Source organism: Dactylosporangium sp. CA-152071, from assembly GCF_050936335.1.
In the GTDB taxonomy this organism is placed as follows: Bacteria; Actinomycetota; Actinomycetes; order Mycobacteriales; family Micromonosporaceae; genus Dactylosporangium; species Dactylosporangium maewongense.
Genome location: NZ_JBNJMZ010000002.1, coordinates 448,930 through 462,541, shown reverse-complemented (window position 1 = coordinate 462,541; position 13,612 = coordinate 448,930). Strand labels below are relative to the sequence as shown.

The 13,612-nt window shown below is 72.8% G+C and carries 14 protein-coding genes and 1 pseudogene; 9 read left to right on the top strand and 6 right to left on the bottom strand.

What is annotated here, in order from left to right; translation table 11 throughout:
• Positions 1-248 precede the first annotated feature (248 nt).
• Entirely contained in the window at positions 249-1,064 is an 816-nt protein-coding gene (locus ACQEVZ_RS42220) for a transglutaminase domain-containing protein (protein ID WP_433378250.1), read from the bottom strand.
• A 326-nt stretch (positions 1,065-1,390) separates the two neighbouring features.
• Here ACQEVZ_RS42220 and ACQEVZ_RS42215 point away from each other — a divergent pair, with 326 nt between their 5' ends.
• The 7 genes from ACQEVZ_RS42215 to ACQEVZ_RS42185 all read left to right on the top strand — a co-directional run bounded on the left by ACQEVZ_RS42215 (position 1,391) and on the right by ACQEVZ_RS42185 (position 7,929).
• Complete coding sequence (locus tag ACQEVZ_RS42215; RefSeq protein WP_344504863.1) at positions 1,391-1,651, top strand: hypothetical protein; 261 nt, start codon at positions 1,391-1,393, stop codon at positions 1,649-1,651.
• Positions 1,652-1,656: 5 nt separating this feature from the next.
• Positions 1,657-2,049: a hypothetical protein gene (locus tag ACQEVZ_RS42210; protein WP_360572504.1), complete on the top strand. Its 393-nt coding sequence runs from the start codon at positions 1,657-1,659 to the stop codon at positions 2,047-2,049.
• A gap of 95 nt (positions 2,050-2,144) precedes the next feature.
• The gene (locus ACQEVZ_RS42205) at positions 2,145-2,984 is read left to right on the top strand and encodes a hypothetical protein (RefSeq protein ID WP_433378247.1); all 840 of its coding nucleotides are present in this window, start codon (positions 2,145-2,147) and stop codon (positions 2,982-2,984) included.
• Positions 2,985-3,298: 314 nt separating this feature from the next.
• Entirely contained in the window at positions 3,299-3,961 is a 663-nt protein-coding gene (locus ACQEVZ_RS42200) for a helix-turn-helix domain-containing protein (protein WP_354890635.1), read from the top strand.
• Positions 3,954-5,171 (top strand): MFS transporter, encoded by a 1,218-nt coding sequence (locus tag ACQEVZ_RS42195; RefSeq protein ID WP_433378243.1) that lies wholly within the window; start codon positions 3,954-3,956, stop codon positions 5,169-5,171. Before ACQEVZ_RS42200 ends, ACQEVZ_RS42195 begins: the two co-directional genes overlap by 8 nt.
• A 72-nt stretch (positions 5,172-5,243) precedes the next feature.
• Positions 5,244-6,806, top strand: coding sequence for a murein biosynthesis integral membrane protein MurJ (gene murJ, locus ACQEVZ_RS42190; protein ID WP_433386033.1), 1,563 nt, complete (start codon positions 5,244-5,246; stop codon positions 6,804-6,806).
• 166 nt (positions 6,807-6,972) lie between these two features.
• Positions 6,973-7,929, top strand: a complete 957-nt coding sequence (locus ACQEVZ_RS42185; RefSeq protein WP_433378240.1) for a lysophospholipid acyltransferase family protein — start codon at positions 6,973-6,975, stop codon at positions 7,927-7,929.
• On the opposite strand, the gene ACQEVZ_RS42180 is transcribed toward ACQEVZ_RS42185, so the two are convergent.
• Positions 7,886-8,308 carry a GNAT family N-acetyltransferase gene (locus ACQEVZ_RS42180; protein ID WP_433378237.1) on the bottom strand — a complete coding sequence of 141 codons (423 nt, stop codon included), beginning with the start codon at positions 8,306-8,308 and terminating at the stop codon, positions 7,886-7,888. The genes ACQEVZ_RS42185 and ACQEVZ_RS42180 overlap by 44 nt on opposite strands.
• A 122-nt stretch (positions 8,309-8,430) precedes the next feature.
• Entirely contained in the window at positions 8,431-8,943 is a 513-nt protein-coding gene (locus ACQEVZ_RS42175) for a hypothetical protein (protein WP_433378234.1), read from the bottom strand.
• A gap of 235 nt (positions 8,944-9,178) precedes the next feature.
• Here ACQEVZ_RS42175 and ACQEVZ_RS42170 point away from each other — a divergent pair.
• Positions 9,179-9,418: pseudogene (locus ACQEVZ_RS42170) on the top strand (diguanylate cyclase domain-containing protein); the annotation flags it as partial.
• 64 nt (positions 9,419-9,482) lie between these two features.
• Positions 9,483-10,058, top strand: a complete 576-nt coding sequence (locus tag ACQEVZ_RS42165) for an EAL domain-containing protein (RefSeq protein ID WP_433378231.1) — start codon at positions 9,483-9,485, stop codon at positions 10,056-10,058.
• A gap of 81 nt (positions 10,059-10,139) precedes the next feature.
• Here the strand turns inward: ACQEVZ_RS42165 and ACQEVZ_RS42160 are convergent, their stop codons facing one another.
• Genes ACQEVZ_RS42160 through ACQEVZ_RS42150 form a run of 3 tightly spaced genes read right to left on the bottom strand, consistent with a single transcriptional unit; the run spans position 10,140 to position 13,597 of the window.
• Entirely contained in the window at positions 10,140-10,865 is a 726-nt protein-coding gene (locus tag ACQEVZ_RS42160) for a hypothetical protein (protein ID WP_433378228.1), read from the bottom strand.
• A gap of 12 nt (positions 10,866-10,877) precedes the next feature.
• Positions 10,878-12,797: a dynamin family protein gene (locus ACQEVZ_RS42155; RefSeq protein ID WP_433378226.1), complete on the bottom strand. Its 1,920-nt coding sequence runs from the start codon at positions 12,795-12,797 to the stop codon at positions 10,878-10,880.
• Positions 12,794-13,597 carry a nucleotide exchange factor GrpE gene (locus ACQEVZ_RS42150; RefSeq protein ID WP_433378223.1) on the bottom strand — a complete coding sequence of 268 codons (804 nt, stop codon included), beginning with the start codon at positions 13,595-13,597 and terminating at the stop codon, positions 12,794-12,796. The genes ACQEVZ_RS42155 and ACQEVZ_RS42150 overlap by 4 nt, the downstream gene beginning before the upstream one ends.
• Between the last annotated feature and the right edge of the window lie 15 nt (positions 13,598-13,612).

Below are 13,612 nucleotides of genomic sequence, written 5' to 3'. Positions count from 1 at the left end.
CGTCAACTTTCCTCGCTGGTTCCCTGAATCCATGCCACCCCGGCACCCGCCAATCCCATTGCAGCAACGGGGAGATCCGGACCTCCTTCAGGCGGCCAACCCGGACCCATCGTTGCCCCGCCGTCGCGGCGGGGCAACGATGCCACACCCCGTCCCGCACCTCGTGCCTCGGTCACGCCGTGCGCCCATGCCTTCGCTCGCCGGCTCGTCCGCCGCGGATCGCCGGCGCGCGGTGGAGCCTGCCTCGTCTACCGCACGAGCGCCTCCGCGACCCGCAGGTCCTCGTGCTCGTACAGGGCCATGACCTCGGCGGGGTCGTCGGCGCGGGTCACGTCGGCGATGCGGTCCATCAGCTCGTCGTAGTCGGCGCCGGTCTCACCCCGGTACGCGGCCTCCATCCGCCCCCACTCGTCCCACGGCAGCAGCTCGAGCTTGTTCAGCGCGGCAAGGTCCCGCACCGCGTTGCCCTGGATCTCCGCGGGGCCGAAGTTCTCGGTGCCGCCCACACCGAACTGTTTCGCGTCGATTCGGCCTGCCCGCCACGCCGTCCACGCCTCACCGCCGGTCAGGAACAGCCCTTCGTCGAGGTCCTCGGGGTGCGGCAGCACGGTCCCGCCGACGATCTCCGAGTCGGTGCGGACCCACCGCCCGTCCCGGTGGTGCTCGACGACCCAGTGGTCCAGGCCGAGACCCTCCTGGAAGTACGTCGCGAACCCGCACCTGGCCCGCGCCGGGATCCCGCGCAGCCGCAGCAGCGCCACCGTCAGCACCGTGAAGTGCCGGCAGGTGCCGACCACCCGCCGGTCGGCAGGGCGTGGCACGTGCAGCGGGTCACCGTCCAGGCGCAGTAACGCGTGGACGATCCGGTCGGCGTGCCGGAGCTGGTTGTCGTCGAACCGTTCGCCGGGCAGCTCAAGCTCGCCGGTCTCGTTGGGGTGCACGATCAGGGTGTGCGCGAGCCTGCAGATGCCGTCGGCGTCACCGGGCACCCCGGCGAGCGCTGCGCCCGGCACGGCGGACAGGTCGGTGAGTGGTCCCGGAGTGCGGTAGTCGATCCCCGTCATGCCCAGGACCCTACCGGCCGGGTACGACAGAACTCAGGTTGACATAATGTCGATTATCGAACATCTACGAGATCGGCGTGGCGACGAAACCCCCTTGAAACTCGCCGGCGCCGAGTACGGACGACATGCTTGAGCGCAAGCGCGGAGCCGTCCGCTATACGGAGCGCCCCGTAACGCGTACGGGCAGCGGACGGTGGAGACGTACGTCACGGAACGTGAATGGGTACCGGACGGATGTGCCAGATCGACGCAGGTGGGCATGGATGTCCCTCGCGTGGGTGACGCGACGCTAGGTGATCAGCGTATGCAGCCGGTACCGTGTACGTATGCGTGAGGTGCGCAAGGAGCGGGTCACGGTGACGATGCCCGCCGATGAGGCCGCTGCGGTGCGGCGGTTCGTGGACGCGGGTGGCGCGGAGTCGGTGTCGGCGTATGTCGCCGAGGCGGTCCGGGGCCGGCTGGCGCGGGACCGGGCGCTCATGGCGCTGAACGAGCTGTATGCGCGACGCGGGGTGCGCATGGCGCCGGAGCACCACGCGTGGGCGCGTGAGGTGCTGGGGGTGGCACCCGCCGGGCCGGTGTCGTGACAGCGGTGGGTGGCCGCATCCTGGACAGCTCGGCGATCCTGGGGTTCGTGGCCGGCACGCCGTACAGTTCGGCGATCGTGTGGCATGCGGTGGATCAGGGTGTCGTGCTGGCGGTGCCGGCGGCGGCGCTCGCGGAGGCGTGGGCGCAGACGTCCCCGAAGGACTATGACGTGCTCAAGGTGCTGCTCAGCCTGCCGGTGGTGGTCGTGGACGACCTGACCGCCGCGGATGCCGTGGACAGCGGCGCGTTGTTCTCCGGTGAGGGCGGTCCCGCTCTGGTTGCCGCCGCGCATGTGGTACGCCGTGCGCAGGCCCGACCGGGCTGGGCGATCGTCACGGACCGGCCGGAGCTGCTGCGGACCCTGGACCCGCACGCGGAGATCGACGAGCTGCCCTGATCGCATGATCCATGTCGTACGGTGTGTCGCGTTCGAAAATGTCGTACCTGACTGGTAGAACGTTCCCGTACACATGTTCGACTGAGGAGGGTGCGATGGTAGCCGCGCGGACCGCGGCCGGAGGCTTGTCGACGGTGGAGCTGGAGCAGATCCGGGACACCCTCGCGGCCGGCCGGAAGCCGAAGGTGGTGTTCACGGAGGCTGCCGGCCAGATCGCCGGGCAGCTCGGGCAGGTCGTGCAGCTGACCGACCCGGAATTGTCCGAGGAGTGGGTGGTGGTCCGGTTCGGCCGTGACGAGCTGCCCTTCTCCCCCGCCGACCTGAAGATCGCTCCGAAGGCGGCGCCGGCGCGTCGCACCCCGATCGTTCCCGCCCCTCGTGAGGAGAGCTCCGTGTCCGCGCCCGCCGTCGAGCAGCCCACCGACTCCGCCCTGTCCGGCTCCGACGCCCAGGCCGACCCGGCACCCGCCACCGCAGAGGCGGGCGCCGCGGCCGACGGCGACGGCGACGGGGTCAAGGACACCGCGGCGAAGGACACCGGCAAAGACGCGGGCAAGGACGGCACGAAGGACAGCGCGAAGGACCGGGAGCCCGTGGAGAAGTCCTCGGGCGTGCCGGCACCGAGGGCGACACCGGCGAAGAAGGCCGCCCCGAAGCCGAAGGCGCCGGCGGGGCTGACGGTCACGCTGGCGTATGCGGACGGCGAGTGGACCGTGGCCGCCAACCAGGGCGCGAAGTCCCTCGCGAAGCCGTATGTCATCAAGGCCAGCGAGGCGCTGAAGATGGTCGGCATGCTCGACGTCCCCGGCGTCCACGAGGCGGTCGAGGAGATCGTGTCCGCCGCCCGTGCCGAGGCCGAGTCCCAGGCGGAGCGGCTGCGGGCGGAGCTGGCGGAGATCGAGGCCCGCCTGGCCGAGCTCCGCGAGGCCGAGTAGCGCCGAGCCCGGACCTCCGGGGATCGATCAGTGCCCGGCTAGGCCGTTCGGCCCGGCCGGGCACAACGGCCGGCGCCTGACAGGCGGACACGTCAACTGTCAGGCGCCGGCCGTTGTTCGCAGGTCTCAGGTCGGGCCGGAACCGCTCACGTTGACGGGTGTTGACGCTCGCGCCGTGGACCGGCTCGTCCGTCGACAGGGCTGAGCTGCACGAACCGCAGCGGCCTCATGCCCGGACTCCCCCGGCTCCGTCATGCGCGCATCCCGCAAAGAAACTTTTGCAAAGGATTCTTTGCGGGCGTAGCCTCGGCCGTATGGTCGATCCCGCGGACCTTCCTGTCGCGTCGCCGGGGTACGTGCCCGAGCCGGGCGCGCTCAAGGCGCTGGTGCACCCGCTGCGGCTGCAGCTGCTCGAGGCGCTCAGCGTCCGCGGCCAGGCCACCGCCACGCAGCTCGCGGCGGAGCTCGGTGAGAGCAGCGGTGCCACCAGCTATCACCTGCGTCAGCTGGCCCGGCACGGGTTCATCGAGGAGGTGGCCGGTGCCGGCACCGGCCCCGAGCGGTGGTGGCGTCCGGTCACCGGCGGATGGACGATGCCCGCCAGCGTGCAACGGGCACCCAGCGGCATTGCCGCGACGGCCGGCACCGTCATCGCGACCCTGCTGGAGGCGTCGCACCGCCGGCTCATGGAGTTCTACCGGACGCTGTCGCAGTGGCCGCTGCCGTGGCAACGGGCCGTGAGCCGCCAGCAGGCGCACCTGGATCTGACCCCGGAGCAGCTACGGGCGCTGGGGTTCGAGGTCGAGGCGGTGGTCGACCGGTACCGGCAGCTGCCGCCCGGCCCGGACACCCGCCGGGTCCGTGTCGAGTTCGTCGCGTTCCCCGTCGGTGAACCCGGTGAACCCGGTGAGCCGGACGCCGCCAGAGACGGAGACGCAGACGGAGACGGGCCTGGCAGGGCGGCCGGCGATGGGTAGCCTCGGCAGCCGTTACTGGCGGCTGTTCGGTGCCAGTGCCACGTCGAACCTCGCCGACGGCATCGGCCGGGCCGCGCTCCCGCTGCTCGCCGCGACCTTCACCCGCGACCCGGTCCTGATCTCCGGGCTGTACTCGCTGGCGTTCCTGCCCTGGCTGGTGTTCGCGCTGCCTGCCGGGGCGCTCGTCGACCGCGGTGACCGCCGCCGCGCGATGGTGGTCGCCAACCTCGCGCGGGCGGGCGTCATCGGCGTCGTCGCGGCCGCCGCCGGCACCGGGCACGCGTCGGTCCCGCTGCTGTACGCGGCGGTGTTCACGCTGGGTGCCGCCGAAACCGTGTACGACAGCGCGGCGAACGCGCTGCTGCCCCAGCTCGTCAGTCCCGGGCAGCTCGACCGCGGCAACAGCTGGCTGGTCACCGCCGAGACCGTCGGGCAGCTGTTCCTGGGCGCGCCGGTCGGAGCGTTGCTGTTCGCCGTGGCGGTCGCGGCGCCGCTGGCGGTCAACGCCACGGGGTTCGCGCTCTGTGCACTGATCATGCTCACCGTGCCCGGTTCGTACCGGCCGTCGCTCGCGCCGACCGGGTCGCTGCGCGCCGACATGCGCGACGGGCTGCGATGGATGCTGCGCCATCCGCTGCTGCGCGGACTCACCGTGCTGTTCGGGTTCACCGCGGCGTTCCAGGCCATGTCGATGTCGGTGCTGGTGCTGTTCGCCCTCGACGTGCTGCAGGTCGGCAGCCGCGGGTACGGGCTGCTCCTGCTCGCCGGTGGCGTCGGCGGCCTGCTCGGCGGGCTCGCCGCACCGTACGTCGGCCGCCTGCTCGGCCGCACGGGCACGCTGAGCGCGGTGGCGCTGTGCACCCCACCGGCCGTCGTCGGGATGGGCCTGACCAGCGACGCCGTGTCCGCGTTCGCGTTGTTCCTCGTCACCGCCTGCCTGGTCATGATCGGCAACGTGCTGACGATGTCGCTGCGGCAGACCCTCATCCCCGAGGAGCTCTTCGGTCGCGTCCAGGGGGTCTGGCGTACCGCCGTGTGGGGCGGTATCCCGGTCGGTGGGTTCGCCGGTGGCGTGCTCGCCGACGCCACCGATGTGCCGACCGTCTTCGTCGTCGCCGGCCTCGGCTATCTCGCCACCGGCGTCGCCGTCACCGCGCTGCTGTTCCGGCACCGGGCGCTCACCGCAGCCGCCGCGCCGGCCGGGGGCTGAGACGCGGCACGGTGGTGCGCTATGAAGGGCGGTATGACGCACGGGGGTTCGGTCGGTCGGGCGGGGCGCGGGATGGCGGTGGCGACGTTGGTGTCGCGGGTCGCCGGGTTCGTGCGGCTGGTGGTGCTGGCGTCCGCGCTGGGGCTGGGCAGCCGGCTGCTGGACGGGTACAACGTGGCCAACACGCTGCCGAACGCCGTCTACGAGCTGGTGGTCGGCGGTGCGATGGCCAGCGTGGTGGTGCCGTTGCTCGCGAGGGCGGCGGTCACCGAGCCCGATGACGGGGTCGTGTACGCGCAGCGGCTGCTGACGTTGCTGTTCTACGTGCTGGCGGCGGTGACGGTCGCGGCGATGGTGTCGGCGCCGTGGCTGGTGCGGGTGTACGCGCCGGGGTTCGCCGACGAGGAGCTCGCGCTGGCGGTCGTGTTCAGCCGGTTCTTCCTGCCGCAGATCCTGTTCTACGGCGTCAGCGCCACCGCCGGTGCGGTCCTCAACATCCGGGGACGGTTCGCTGCTCCGATGTGGGCGCCGCTGGTGAACAGCGTCATCGTGATCGCGGTCAGCGTCGTGTACCTGCTGGTCGGGGGCGGCACGAGCATCGACGCGTTGACCGGGCCGCAGCTGCTGGTGCTGGCGGTCGGCACGACCGGCGGGGTGGTCGGTCAGACGGCGCTGGTGGTGTGGGCGCTGGCGCGGAGCGGGTTCGTGCTGCGGCCGCGGCTGGATCCGCGGGGCATCGGCATCCGGCGGATCGGGCGGCTCGGCGGTTGGGTGCTCGTGTCGGTCGTCGCGGCGCAGGTCCTGATCGTGGCGGCGACACGGGTGGCGTCGATCGGCGGGCGGGGTGGGATCAGCGCGTACCAGAACGCGTTCGCGGTGTTCCAGATGCCGTTCGCGGTGGTGGCCGTGTCGGTGATGACCGCGATCCTGCCCAGGCTCAGCCGTCACGCGGTGCGGCGGGACCACGCGCGGATGACCGAGGACCTGTCCCGGGCGGTGCGGCTCGCCGTGGTGGCGCTCGCTCCGGTCGCGGCGGCGATGCTCGTGCTCGGCCCGCAGCTCGCCACGCTGCTGTTCGCGCACGGGCGCAGCGCACCGCCGGCGGTCGCGCTGCTGGGTGCCGTGGTGGCGGCGTTCGGGGTGGCGCTGGTGCCGTTCACCGGTTACATGATCCTGCAGCGGGGCTTCTACGCGCTGCAGGACACCAGGACCCCGGCGCTGATCACCGCCGGGGTGACGGTCGTCGGGGTCGGCGGCTGCTTCGCTGCGGCGTGGGTGCTGCCGCGTGCGGACATCGTCGTCGGGGTGCCGCTGGCGTACGCGGTGGCGTATACGGCGGGTCTCGTCGCGGCGGCCGCGGTCCTGCGGCGCCGGTTGGGGCGGATCGACGGCCGGCGGCTGGTCAGCACGCACGTGCGGGTCGGGGTCGCGGCTGGGCTGGCCGGTGGTTGCGCCGCGGTGGCGGTGCTCGTGTGTACGCCGCTGGTCGCGCCCGGGTTCGGGGCGGCTCTGGTCACGTCCGCCGCGGCAGGTGTCGTCGGCGTTGTCGTGTACGTCGTGGCCGGCCGTATGATGCGCCTCACCGAGCTGCGGCAGCTCGTGTTCGTCGCCTTGGCCGGCATCCGGACCAGCTGAGGATTGCCGATTACTGGATTGCCGGTAATCGCTTGCCGGTTGGCTGTTGCCCGTCACTGGGGCGCCGGCCGGATGGAAGGCCGCTGGAAGGCCCGGCCGTGGGATGTGCGTGGCGGCAGGGGTGGCGCTACCGTTCCTTGGTTCAGTTCGGAGTGACGGTGGCGGGATGACAGACGTGGAGCAGGGTGCGGCGCTCGGACATGGTGCTGCCGGCGGCGGCGAGGTGAGCGTCTCCCCCGCCGCGGTCGACGGTGCCGGGAGCTCCTTGGTGGACGCGGGTCCGGACGTACCCGGAGCGGCGCCCACGGTTGGAGCACAGGCGGACGTCCGGGCGGCACAGGTGCCCGCAGCGGCGCCGGCGGCCGGCGAACCGTGGCGGGTGCCGCGGTTGTGGCGGTTCCTGCTGGTCCTGGCCAGAGAGGTGGTGCGGCCGGTCGCGCGGATGCGGGTGACCGGGGACGTGCCGGCGCAGCTGCGCGGCGGGCCGGTGGTGTTCGCGGTGAACCACATCGGGCCGTTCGACCCGGTGGCGATGAGCGCGGCGTGCCGGGTGGCGAGGTTGGCGCCGCGGTTGATGGCGACGGGTGGGTTGTTCCGGGCGCCGGTGGTGGGTTCGATGATGCGGGCGGCCGGGCACATCAGGATCAACCGGCGGCAGGCGGACGTCGGCAACGCCGTCGACGTGGTCGCCGACGCGCTCGCGGTGGGGTCGCACGTGCTCGGGTACCCGGAGGGGCGGATCACCCTCGACCCGGGGATGTGGCCGGAGCGGGGGAAGACGGGGATGGCGCGGATCGCGTTGCGGACCGGGGTGCCGGTGGTGCCGGTCGCGCAGTGGGGTGCGCACGAGGTGGCGGCGTGGGGCGGGTTCGGGCCGACGGTGCGGACGTTGGGGCGGTCGCTGCTGCGCCGGCCGGTGGTGCGGGTGCATTTCGGTGCTCCGGTCGACCTGTCGGACCTGGACCCGGGGGTGCCGGGGTCGGCGCAGCGGGCCACGGACCGGATCATCGACGCGATCACCGCGGAGCTCGTCAAGCTCCGGGTGGACGAGCCGCGCCTGCCGCGGTATGTGGACCCGGTCAGGCCGTTGTCGACGCAGCGCCGGCACCGCCCGGCCCGGTGACGGCCGACGAAACCGTAGCCGCCGACGAAACGGTGGCTGCCGGCGAGACGATACCGGCAGGCCGCAGCATGTAGACGTCAACCGGGTCGGCGGCGGTGACGGTGAAGCCGTGCCGCTCGTAGAGGCGGCGGGCGGCGCTGCCCTGCAGGACGTTGAGCCGCACCGGCAGCCCGCCGGCGTCGGCGCGGTCCAGTTGCGTCCGCAGCACCGCGGAGCCGATCCCGTGGCCGTGCAGGTCGGGCCGCAGGTAGAAGTGCTCCAGCCACAGCTCCCCCGCCGCCGGGCGCAGCGCGACGCAGCCCGCGACGGCACCGGCGACCTCGATCACCGTCGTGTGCTGCGGCGCGAACGAGCCGAGCAGCCGTTCCCGGACCCGCACCGGGTCGTACCGGCCGAGCCGGGTCAGGTCGGGGCGCAGGACGACGGCGCGGAGCTCGGCGATCGTGGTGGCGTCGCCGGCGCGGGCGGGTCGGAGCGTCCAGGGGGCCGGCGTCCAAGGGGTTACGGCGGGCAGTATCGCAACCGGACCGCTCCCACGAACCGCTCCCCCGCTCCCCTGCCCCCGCCGACGTGGACACGGCAGCCCGGTTCGGCGGGGACGCACGGCAGCAGGGGGCAGCGGATGCAGGCGTCGGCGCGTACCCGCAGCCGGTGGCGGCTCGCGATCGGTGGGGTGAGCGTGGTGCTGCTGTCGGTGGCCGTGTTGTGTGTGGTGGGGGTCGGCAGGACCCGGCACGCGGCGGAGACGGTCGCCCGGTCGACGGCGTTGTCCGACGCGTACGCGCGGGCGAACAAGGCGATCGCCGAAGAGGAGTCGCTGGAGCGCAAGTACCGGCTGGACCGCGGCGACGCGGTGCGGGTGCGGCACGCGATGGCGGGGGCGGCGTTGCACGCGGCGTTGAAGGATGTGGAGGCGCGCGGCGGGGCGCCGGACCGGGACCTGGCGTTGCGGCTGCGGCACGTCCACGACGAGTACGGGTACGCGGTGCTGCGGGTGTTCGCCGCGGTCGACAACGGGGACCTGGCTGAGGCGGCGCGGATCAACAACGACGACGTGGACCGGATCTTCTACCAGTTGAGCGCGGAGATCCAGGCGGCCGCGGACCTGCACGCGAGCCGCGCGGACGCGGCGATCGCGGAGCTGCGCCGGGTGGAGGCGCTGGTGTTCGGTGGGCTGCTGACCGCGTTCGGTGTGGGTGCGGTGCTGCTGATCGGTCTGGGGCTGCTGGTGGTGCAGTACCAGAACGCGATGATGGCGCACGCGGACCGGCACGAGCACGCGGCCCGGCATGACGCGTTGACGGGGTTGCCGAACCGGACCCTGTACACGGAGCGGCTCGAGGCGGCGATGCGGGCCCGGGGTGCGGTGCTGTCGGTGATGCTGCTGGACCTGGACCGGTTCAAGGAGGTCAACGACACGCTCGGCCACCAGTACGGCGATGAGCTGCTGGTGCAGGTCGCGGCCCGGTTGACGGGTGAGGTGCGGGCCGGGGACACGGTCGCGCGGTTGTCCGGGGACGAGTTCGCGGTGCTGCTGCCGGGCGCCGACCCTGTTGACGACGCAGGTGCTGGGCCGGGCGGTGGCGCAGGCGTCGGCGTGGCGGGCTGCCGGGTGGACGGTGCCGGTGGCGGTGAACCTGTCGCCGCGGTGCCTGACGGACCCGACGTTGCGGGACCGGGTCGAGGGGCTGCTGGCCGAGCACCGGTTGCCGGCGCAGCTGCTGCGGCTGGAGGTGACGGAGAGCGCGGTGATGGCGAACCCGGCCCTGGCCACGGCGACGCTGCGGGGGCTGCACCGGCTCGGGGTGCGGTTGTCGATCGACGACTACGGCACCGGGTACTCGTCGATGGCGTACCTGAAGCAGCTGCCGGTCGACGAGTTGAAGATCGACCGGTCGTTCGTGGTGAACCTGTCGGGTGCGGACGGCGACGACGCGGTCCTGGTCCGCTCCGCGGTGGACCTGGGGCACAGCCTGGGGATGACGGTGGTCGCGGAGGGTGTGGAGCACGCGGGTCAGGTGGAGGCGCTGCGCCGGCTCGGGTGTGACATCGCGCAGGGCTACCACTACGCGCGGCCGGAGCCGGCCGACCATCTGCGGCCCTGGCTGCAGCCGGCCCCGGCCCGCTGAGCAGAGGCTGCGAAGGAGGCCGCGAAGCCGGCGAAGGCCCGCCACGACAACCGTGGCGGGCCTGAACCGAAACCCCCGGGGTTACGTGTGCGGGGCCCAGAACCCGGCGAGGGAGCTGGTGGCCGGGTCGTCGGACGCCAGCAGCGGCGCCCACGGGTCCGCGCCCGCCGGGACGTCCGCGCCGTCGTACGCGGCGAGGTCGGCCGGGCTCGCCGGGTCCGCGGTCACCGCCGGGTCGAACGCGGCCGCCGTGTGGTCGGGGCCGCCGAGGACGTCGGCGTCGGTCCACGGGAACCCGTCGACGGGTTCGGGTGGGCTGTCCAGGTGCAGTTCCTCCGGGAACGTGTGCCCGGGCCAGCCGTCGGTGTCGCCGTGCAGGTCGGGGTCGCTGCCGAACGGCTCCGCCCCGCCGTCCACGTCCGTGTCGACGGCGTGTTCGGTGTGCTGGTCGGCGAGGGGTTCGAACCCGGCGTGCTGGTTCGGGTCACCGTCCGCGTCCTCGAAGTGCGCGTCCGATGTGTCCGAGGCGTGCGAGGTTTCCGAGGTTTCGTGGTGGACGGACTGGTCGTAGTCGTCGGCGGCGTGTTCGGTGCCGAGCGGCTCCTCCAGGTCGTCGGCGCCGTGGCTGTCGTGCCCGTCGCCGAGCGCGGTGTAGTCGTCGTGCCCGTCGAACCCGGTGTCGCCGAACGCGTGCCCGTCACCGAACCCCTGTTCGAACGCGCCGTCGGTGTGGCCGCCGCCGAGGTCGGCGGTGTCACCGGTGTCCGGTTCGTCCCCGGACTCCGACCATTCCCAGTGCCCGTCCATGATCCAACCCCCTTACGCTTCGGCCGGTGCGTCGGCCGCGTCCGCGGGTGCGTTCGGCGCCAGTGCCCGTACCCGCACGAGGACCTCGTCAACCTGTTTGATGCGGGCCCGCAGACCTTCCCGTTCCGTGTTCAGTGCCGCCTTGCGCTTCGCCCGCTCCGCCTTGTCCTCCGCGAGGGACTTGTCGATGTTGGCGATGTGCGCGTCGAGCTGCTTGAGCCGCCGTTCGATCGCCTCGTCGAGGGCGAGGGTCAGCGCGTACTGCAGGTCGGTGAACCGGTGCATGATCTCGTCGGACAGCGCGGCCCGGGCCTCGCCGAGGACCTCCCGCAGCCAGGTGCGGGTCTGCTGCTTGTCGGTCATGCTCTTCCGCTTGAAGATCATGTACGCGCCGGCGGCGAGACCGAGACCGATGCCGATGACGGGGATGACGAGCCCGGCGCCGGCGACGCCGGCGAGACCGATCGCGCCGGCACCCGCCATCGCGCCCCGGCCGGCCATCATCGCCATACCCGCGGACGACATGACGACCATCGCGCCGTCGCCGCCACCGCCGTCGCGGCGGGGCTTGGTGCCCAGGGCGTGCCGCAGCTTCGCGTTGAGCTGCCGCAGCACGTGCTGCAGCTCGTTGGGGTGGAACACCTGCGCGAGGACCCGCTCACCGACCTTCCGGAACCGGAACTCCAGGTCGTGGGACAGCCGCACCGACAGCGCGTAGAGGGCCTTGTCGACCTCCGCGGGCAGTTCGCTGATGTCGCCGCGGCCGCCCTTGTCGATCTTCTCCATGAACTGTTCCTGCAGCTGCGTCATGTACGAACGCAGCCTGGTGGTCGCCTCGACGCGGGCCCGTTGCGTCTCGGTGGACAGGGCGAGGGACCACTGCCGGGACTCGGTGCGCTTGCGGGTCGCGACCTGCGCGCGTTCCTCCTTCGCCCGTTCGGCGTCCTTCGGGTCGGGGTCGGTCGCCTTCATCCGGTCGCCGACCTCCTGGTCGACGCGGATGTACTCCGACCGCACGGACCGCAGCACGTTCGCCTGCTGCAGCAGGTGCCCCTTCTTCGCCAGGTCGATCAGCGCGTGCTGCAGCTCCGCGATCCGCGACTCGCGGATCAGCTCCCCCGCGGACTCCTTCGGCAGCGTCATCGCCAGCTCCGCGAGCCTCGCGGACACGGGGAACCACGGCGCGGCCCCGAACCGGGGCGCGTGCGTCTGCAGCTGCCCCTTGTTGTCGGCGAGGATCGTGCGCCATCCCGGGTACGCGTCGACCTTCGTCAACGCGAACAGCACGAAGTTGACCTTCTTGCTGGCCTCGATGAGGAAGTTCATCTCCGGCTTGGAGAACGGTGAGGACGAGTCGACGACGAACAGCAGCGCCGTGGCGCGTTCGACGGCGTCCATCGCGACCTCGGCGTGCATCGAGTCGAGGCCGCCGGTGCCGGGCGTGTCGGTCAGCGTCAGGTACTGCAGCAGCGGCGCCGAGTGGTGCACCTCGATCCGCCGGGGCGGGCGCATCCCGTCGGGGAGCCGCCCGAGGACGGTGCCCCAGTCACGCAGGTCGCCGAGGTTGATCGGGATCGGGTCCTCCCGGCCCGGCACGTACGCGCGGGCGCCGTGCTGCGGGTTGTGGGTGAACTCCAGGTAGGAGGCGGTGGCGACGGCCGCGTCGACCGGCGACAGGTTCGGCACCCCCATCAGCATGTTCGTGAGGCTGCTCTTGCCACGTTTCGTCTCGCCGACGACGACGATGCGGGGGCGTTGCACGTCCCGGCGGCGTTCGGTGTCGACGTCCGCGGCCGCGTCCGGGTCGATCTTGCGCAGGTAGGCGAGGGACCCGTCGACGCCGGCCTTCAGCAGCTTGCCGAGCGCCGCCTCCGGGCTCGGTGGTTTCGGTTTGCCGTTCGCGGGAGGCGCCGCGTTCTCGGTCGACGTCATCGTGGCTGCTCCCTGTGCTGGTTGTTCTGCGGGACGGTCGGGTGGGCGCCGGTCGGCCCGCCCGGGTTGCGGGGCGCCTGGTACACGGTGACGATCGGGGCGCGCAGCACCCGCCCGTCACGGTCCAGGTAGCCGGGGACCTCGACGGCGGCGATCGACCCGATCAGCGCCGGGTCGGTGCTGGGGGCGGCGCCGCCCGCTTCGTGGTGCGCCGGGTCGAACCGGACCCCGGTCGGCTCCAGGGTGGTGACGCCGGCCTCCTTCAGGGCGGCGCCGAGCCGGTCGCCGAGCGCTTTGGACGTGACCCGGTCCCGGACGTAGATGCACGCCTGCACCAGCGCCCGCCGGTCGTGCTCGGCGGGTCCGCCACCGTTGTGGCCGGCGGTGACGGGGACCTGCACCTGCCGGGGGCCGCGGGCGGACAGCAGCAGGAGCAGCAGCAGCGCCGCGCCGACGAGCAACGCCCCGACGAACGCGGTCGCCGCCGCGGTCACCCCGAACGTCTCCCGGGTCGTGCACGCCGGGGTCGCCGCCTGCACGACCTGCGCGGCGTGGGTCGCCGGCTGCTGCTTCGGCGGCGCCTCGGGGGCGCCACCGCCGCCGATGGAGTCACCGATGCCGGCGCCGCCGTTCGCGGTCGTCGGCGCCGGCGGCGGCGCGGTCGTGGCGGCCGTCTGCGCCGGCACCGCCGGGCAGTCGGGGCCACCGCTGAGCAGACCGGTCGCGACGCCGGTGAGCACGGCGACGATCAGGGCAACAGCCACGGCGACGAGACGCAGGCTGTTGTTGGACGAGAGCATTCCCGGCTCCTGGGG

Excerpts from the sequence above, each read along its gene's own strand:
- murJ (WP_433386033.1), top strand. The coding sequence starts at position 5,244 with ATGGCGGTGGCGACGTTGGTGTCGCGGGTCGCCGGGTTCGTGCGGCTG.
- ACQEVZ_RS42215 (WP_344504863.1), top strand. The coding sequence starts at position 1,391 with ATGCGTGAGGTGCGCAAGGAGCGGGTCACGGTGACGATGCCCGCCGAT.
- ACQEVZ_RS42195 (WP_433378243.1), top strand. The coding sequence starts at position 3,954 with ATGGGTAGCCTCGGCAGCCGTTACTGGCGGCTGTTCGGTGCCAGTGCC.
- ACQEVZ_RS42150 (WP_433378223.1), bottom strand. The coding sequence starts at position 13,597 with ATGCTCTCGTCCAACAACAGCCTGCGTCTCGTCGCCGTGGCTGTTGCC.
- ACQEVZ_RS42160 (WP_433378228.1), bottom strand. The coding sequence starts at position 10,865 with ATGGACGGGCACTGGGAATGGTCGGAGTCCGGGGACGAACCGGACACC.
- ACQEVZ_RS42220 (WP_433378250.1), bottom strand. The coding sequence starts at position 1,064 with ATGACGGGGATCGACTACCGCACTCCGGGACCACTCACCGACCTGTCC.
- ACQEVZ_RS42200 (WP_354890635.1), top strand. The coding sequence starts at position 3,299 with ATGGTCGATCCCGCGGACCTTCCTGTCGCGTCGCCGGGGTACGTGCCC.
- ACQEVZ_RS42185 (WP_433378240.1), top strand. The coding sequence starts at position 6,973 with ATGACAGACGTGGAGCAGGGTGCGGCGCTCGGACATGGTGCTGCCGGC.
- ACQEVZ_RS42205 (WP_433378247.1), top strand. The coding sequence starts at position 2,145 with ATGGTAGCCGCGCGGACCGCGGCCGGAGGCTTGTCGACGGTGGAGCTG.
- ACQEVZ_RS42155 (WP_433378226.1), bottom strand. The coding sequence starts at position 12,797 with ATGACGTCGACCGAGAACGCGGCGCCTCCCGCGAACGGCAAACCGAAA.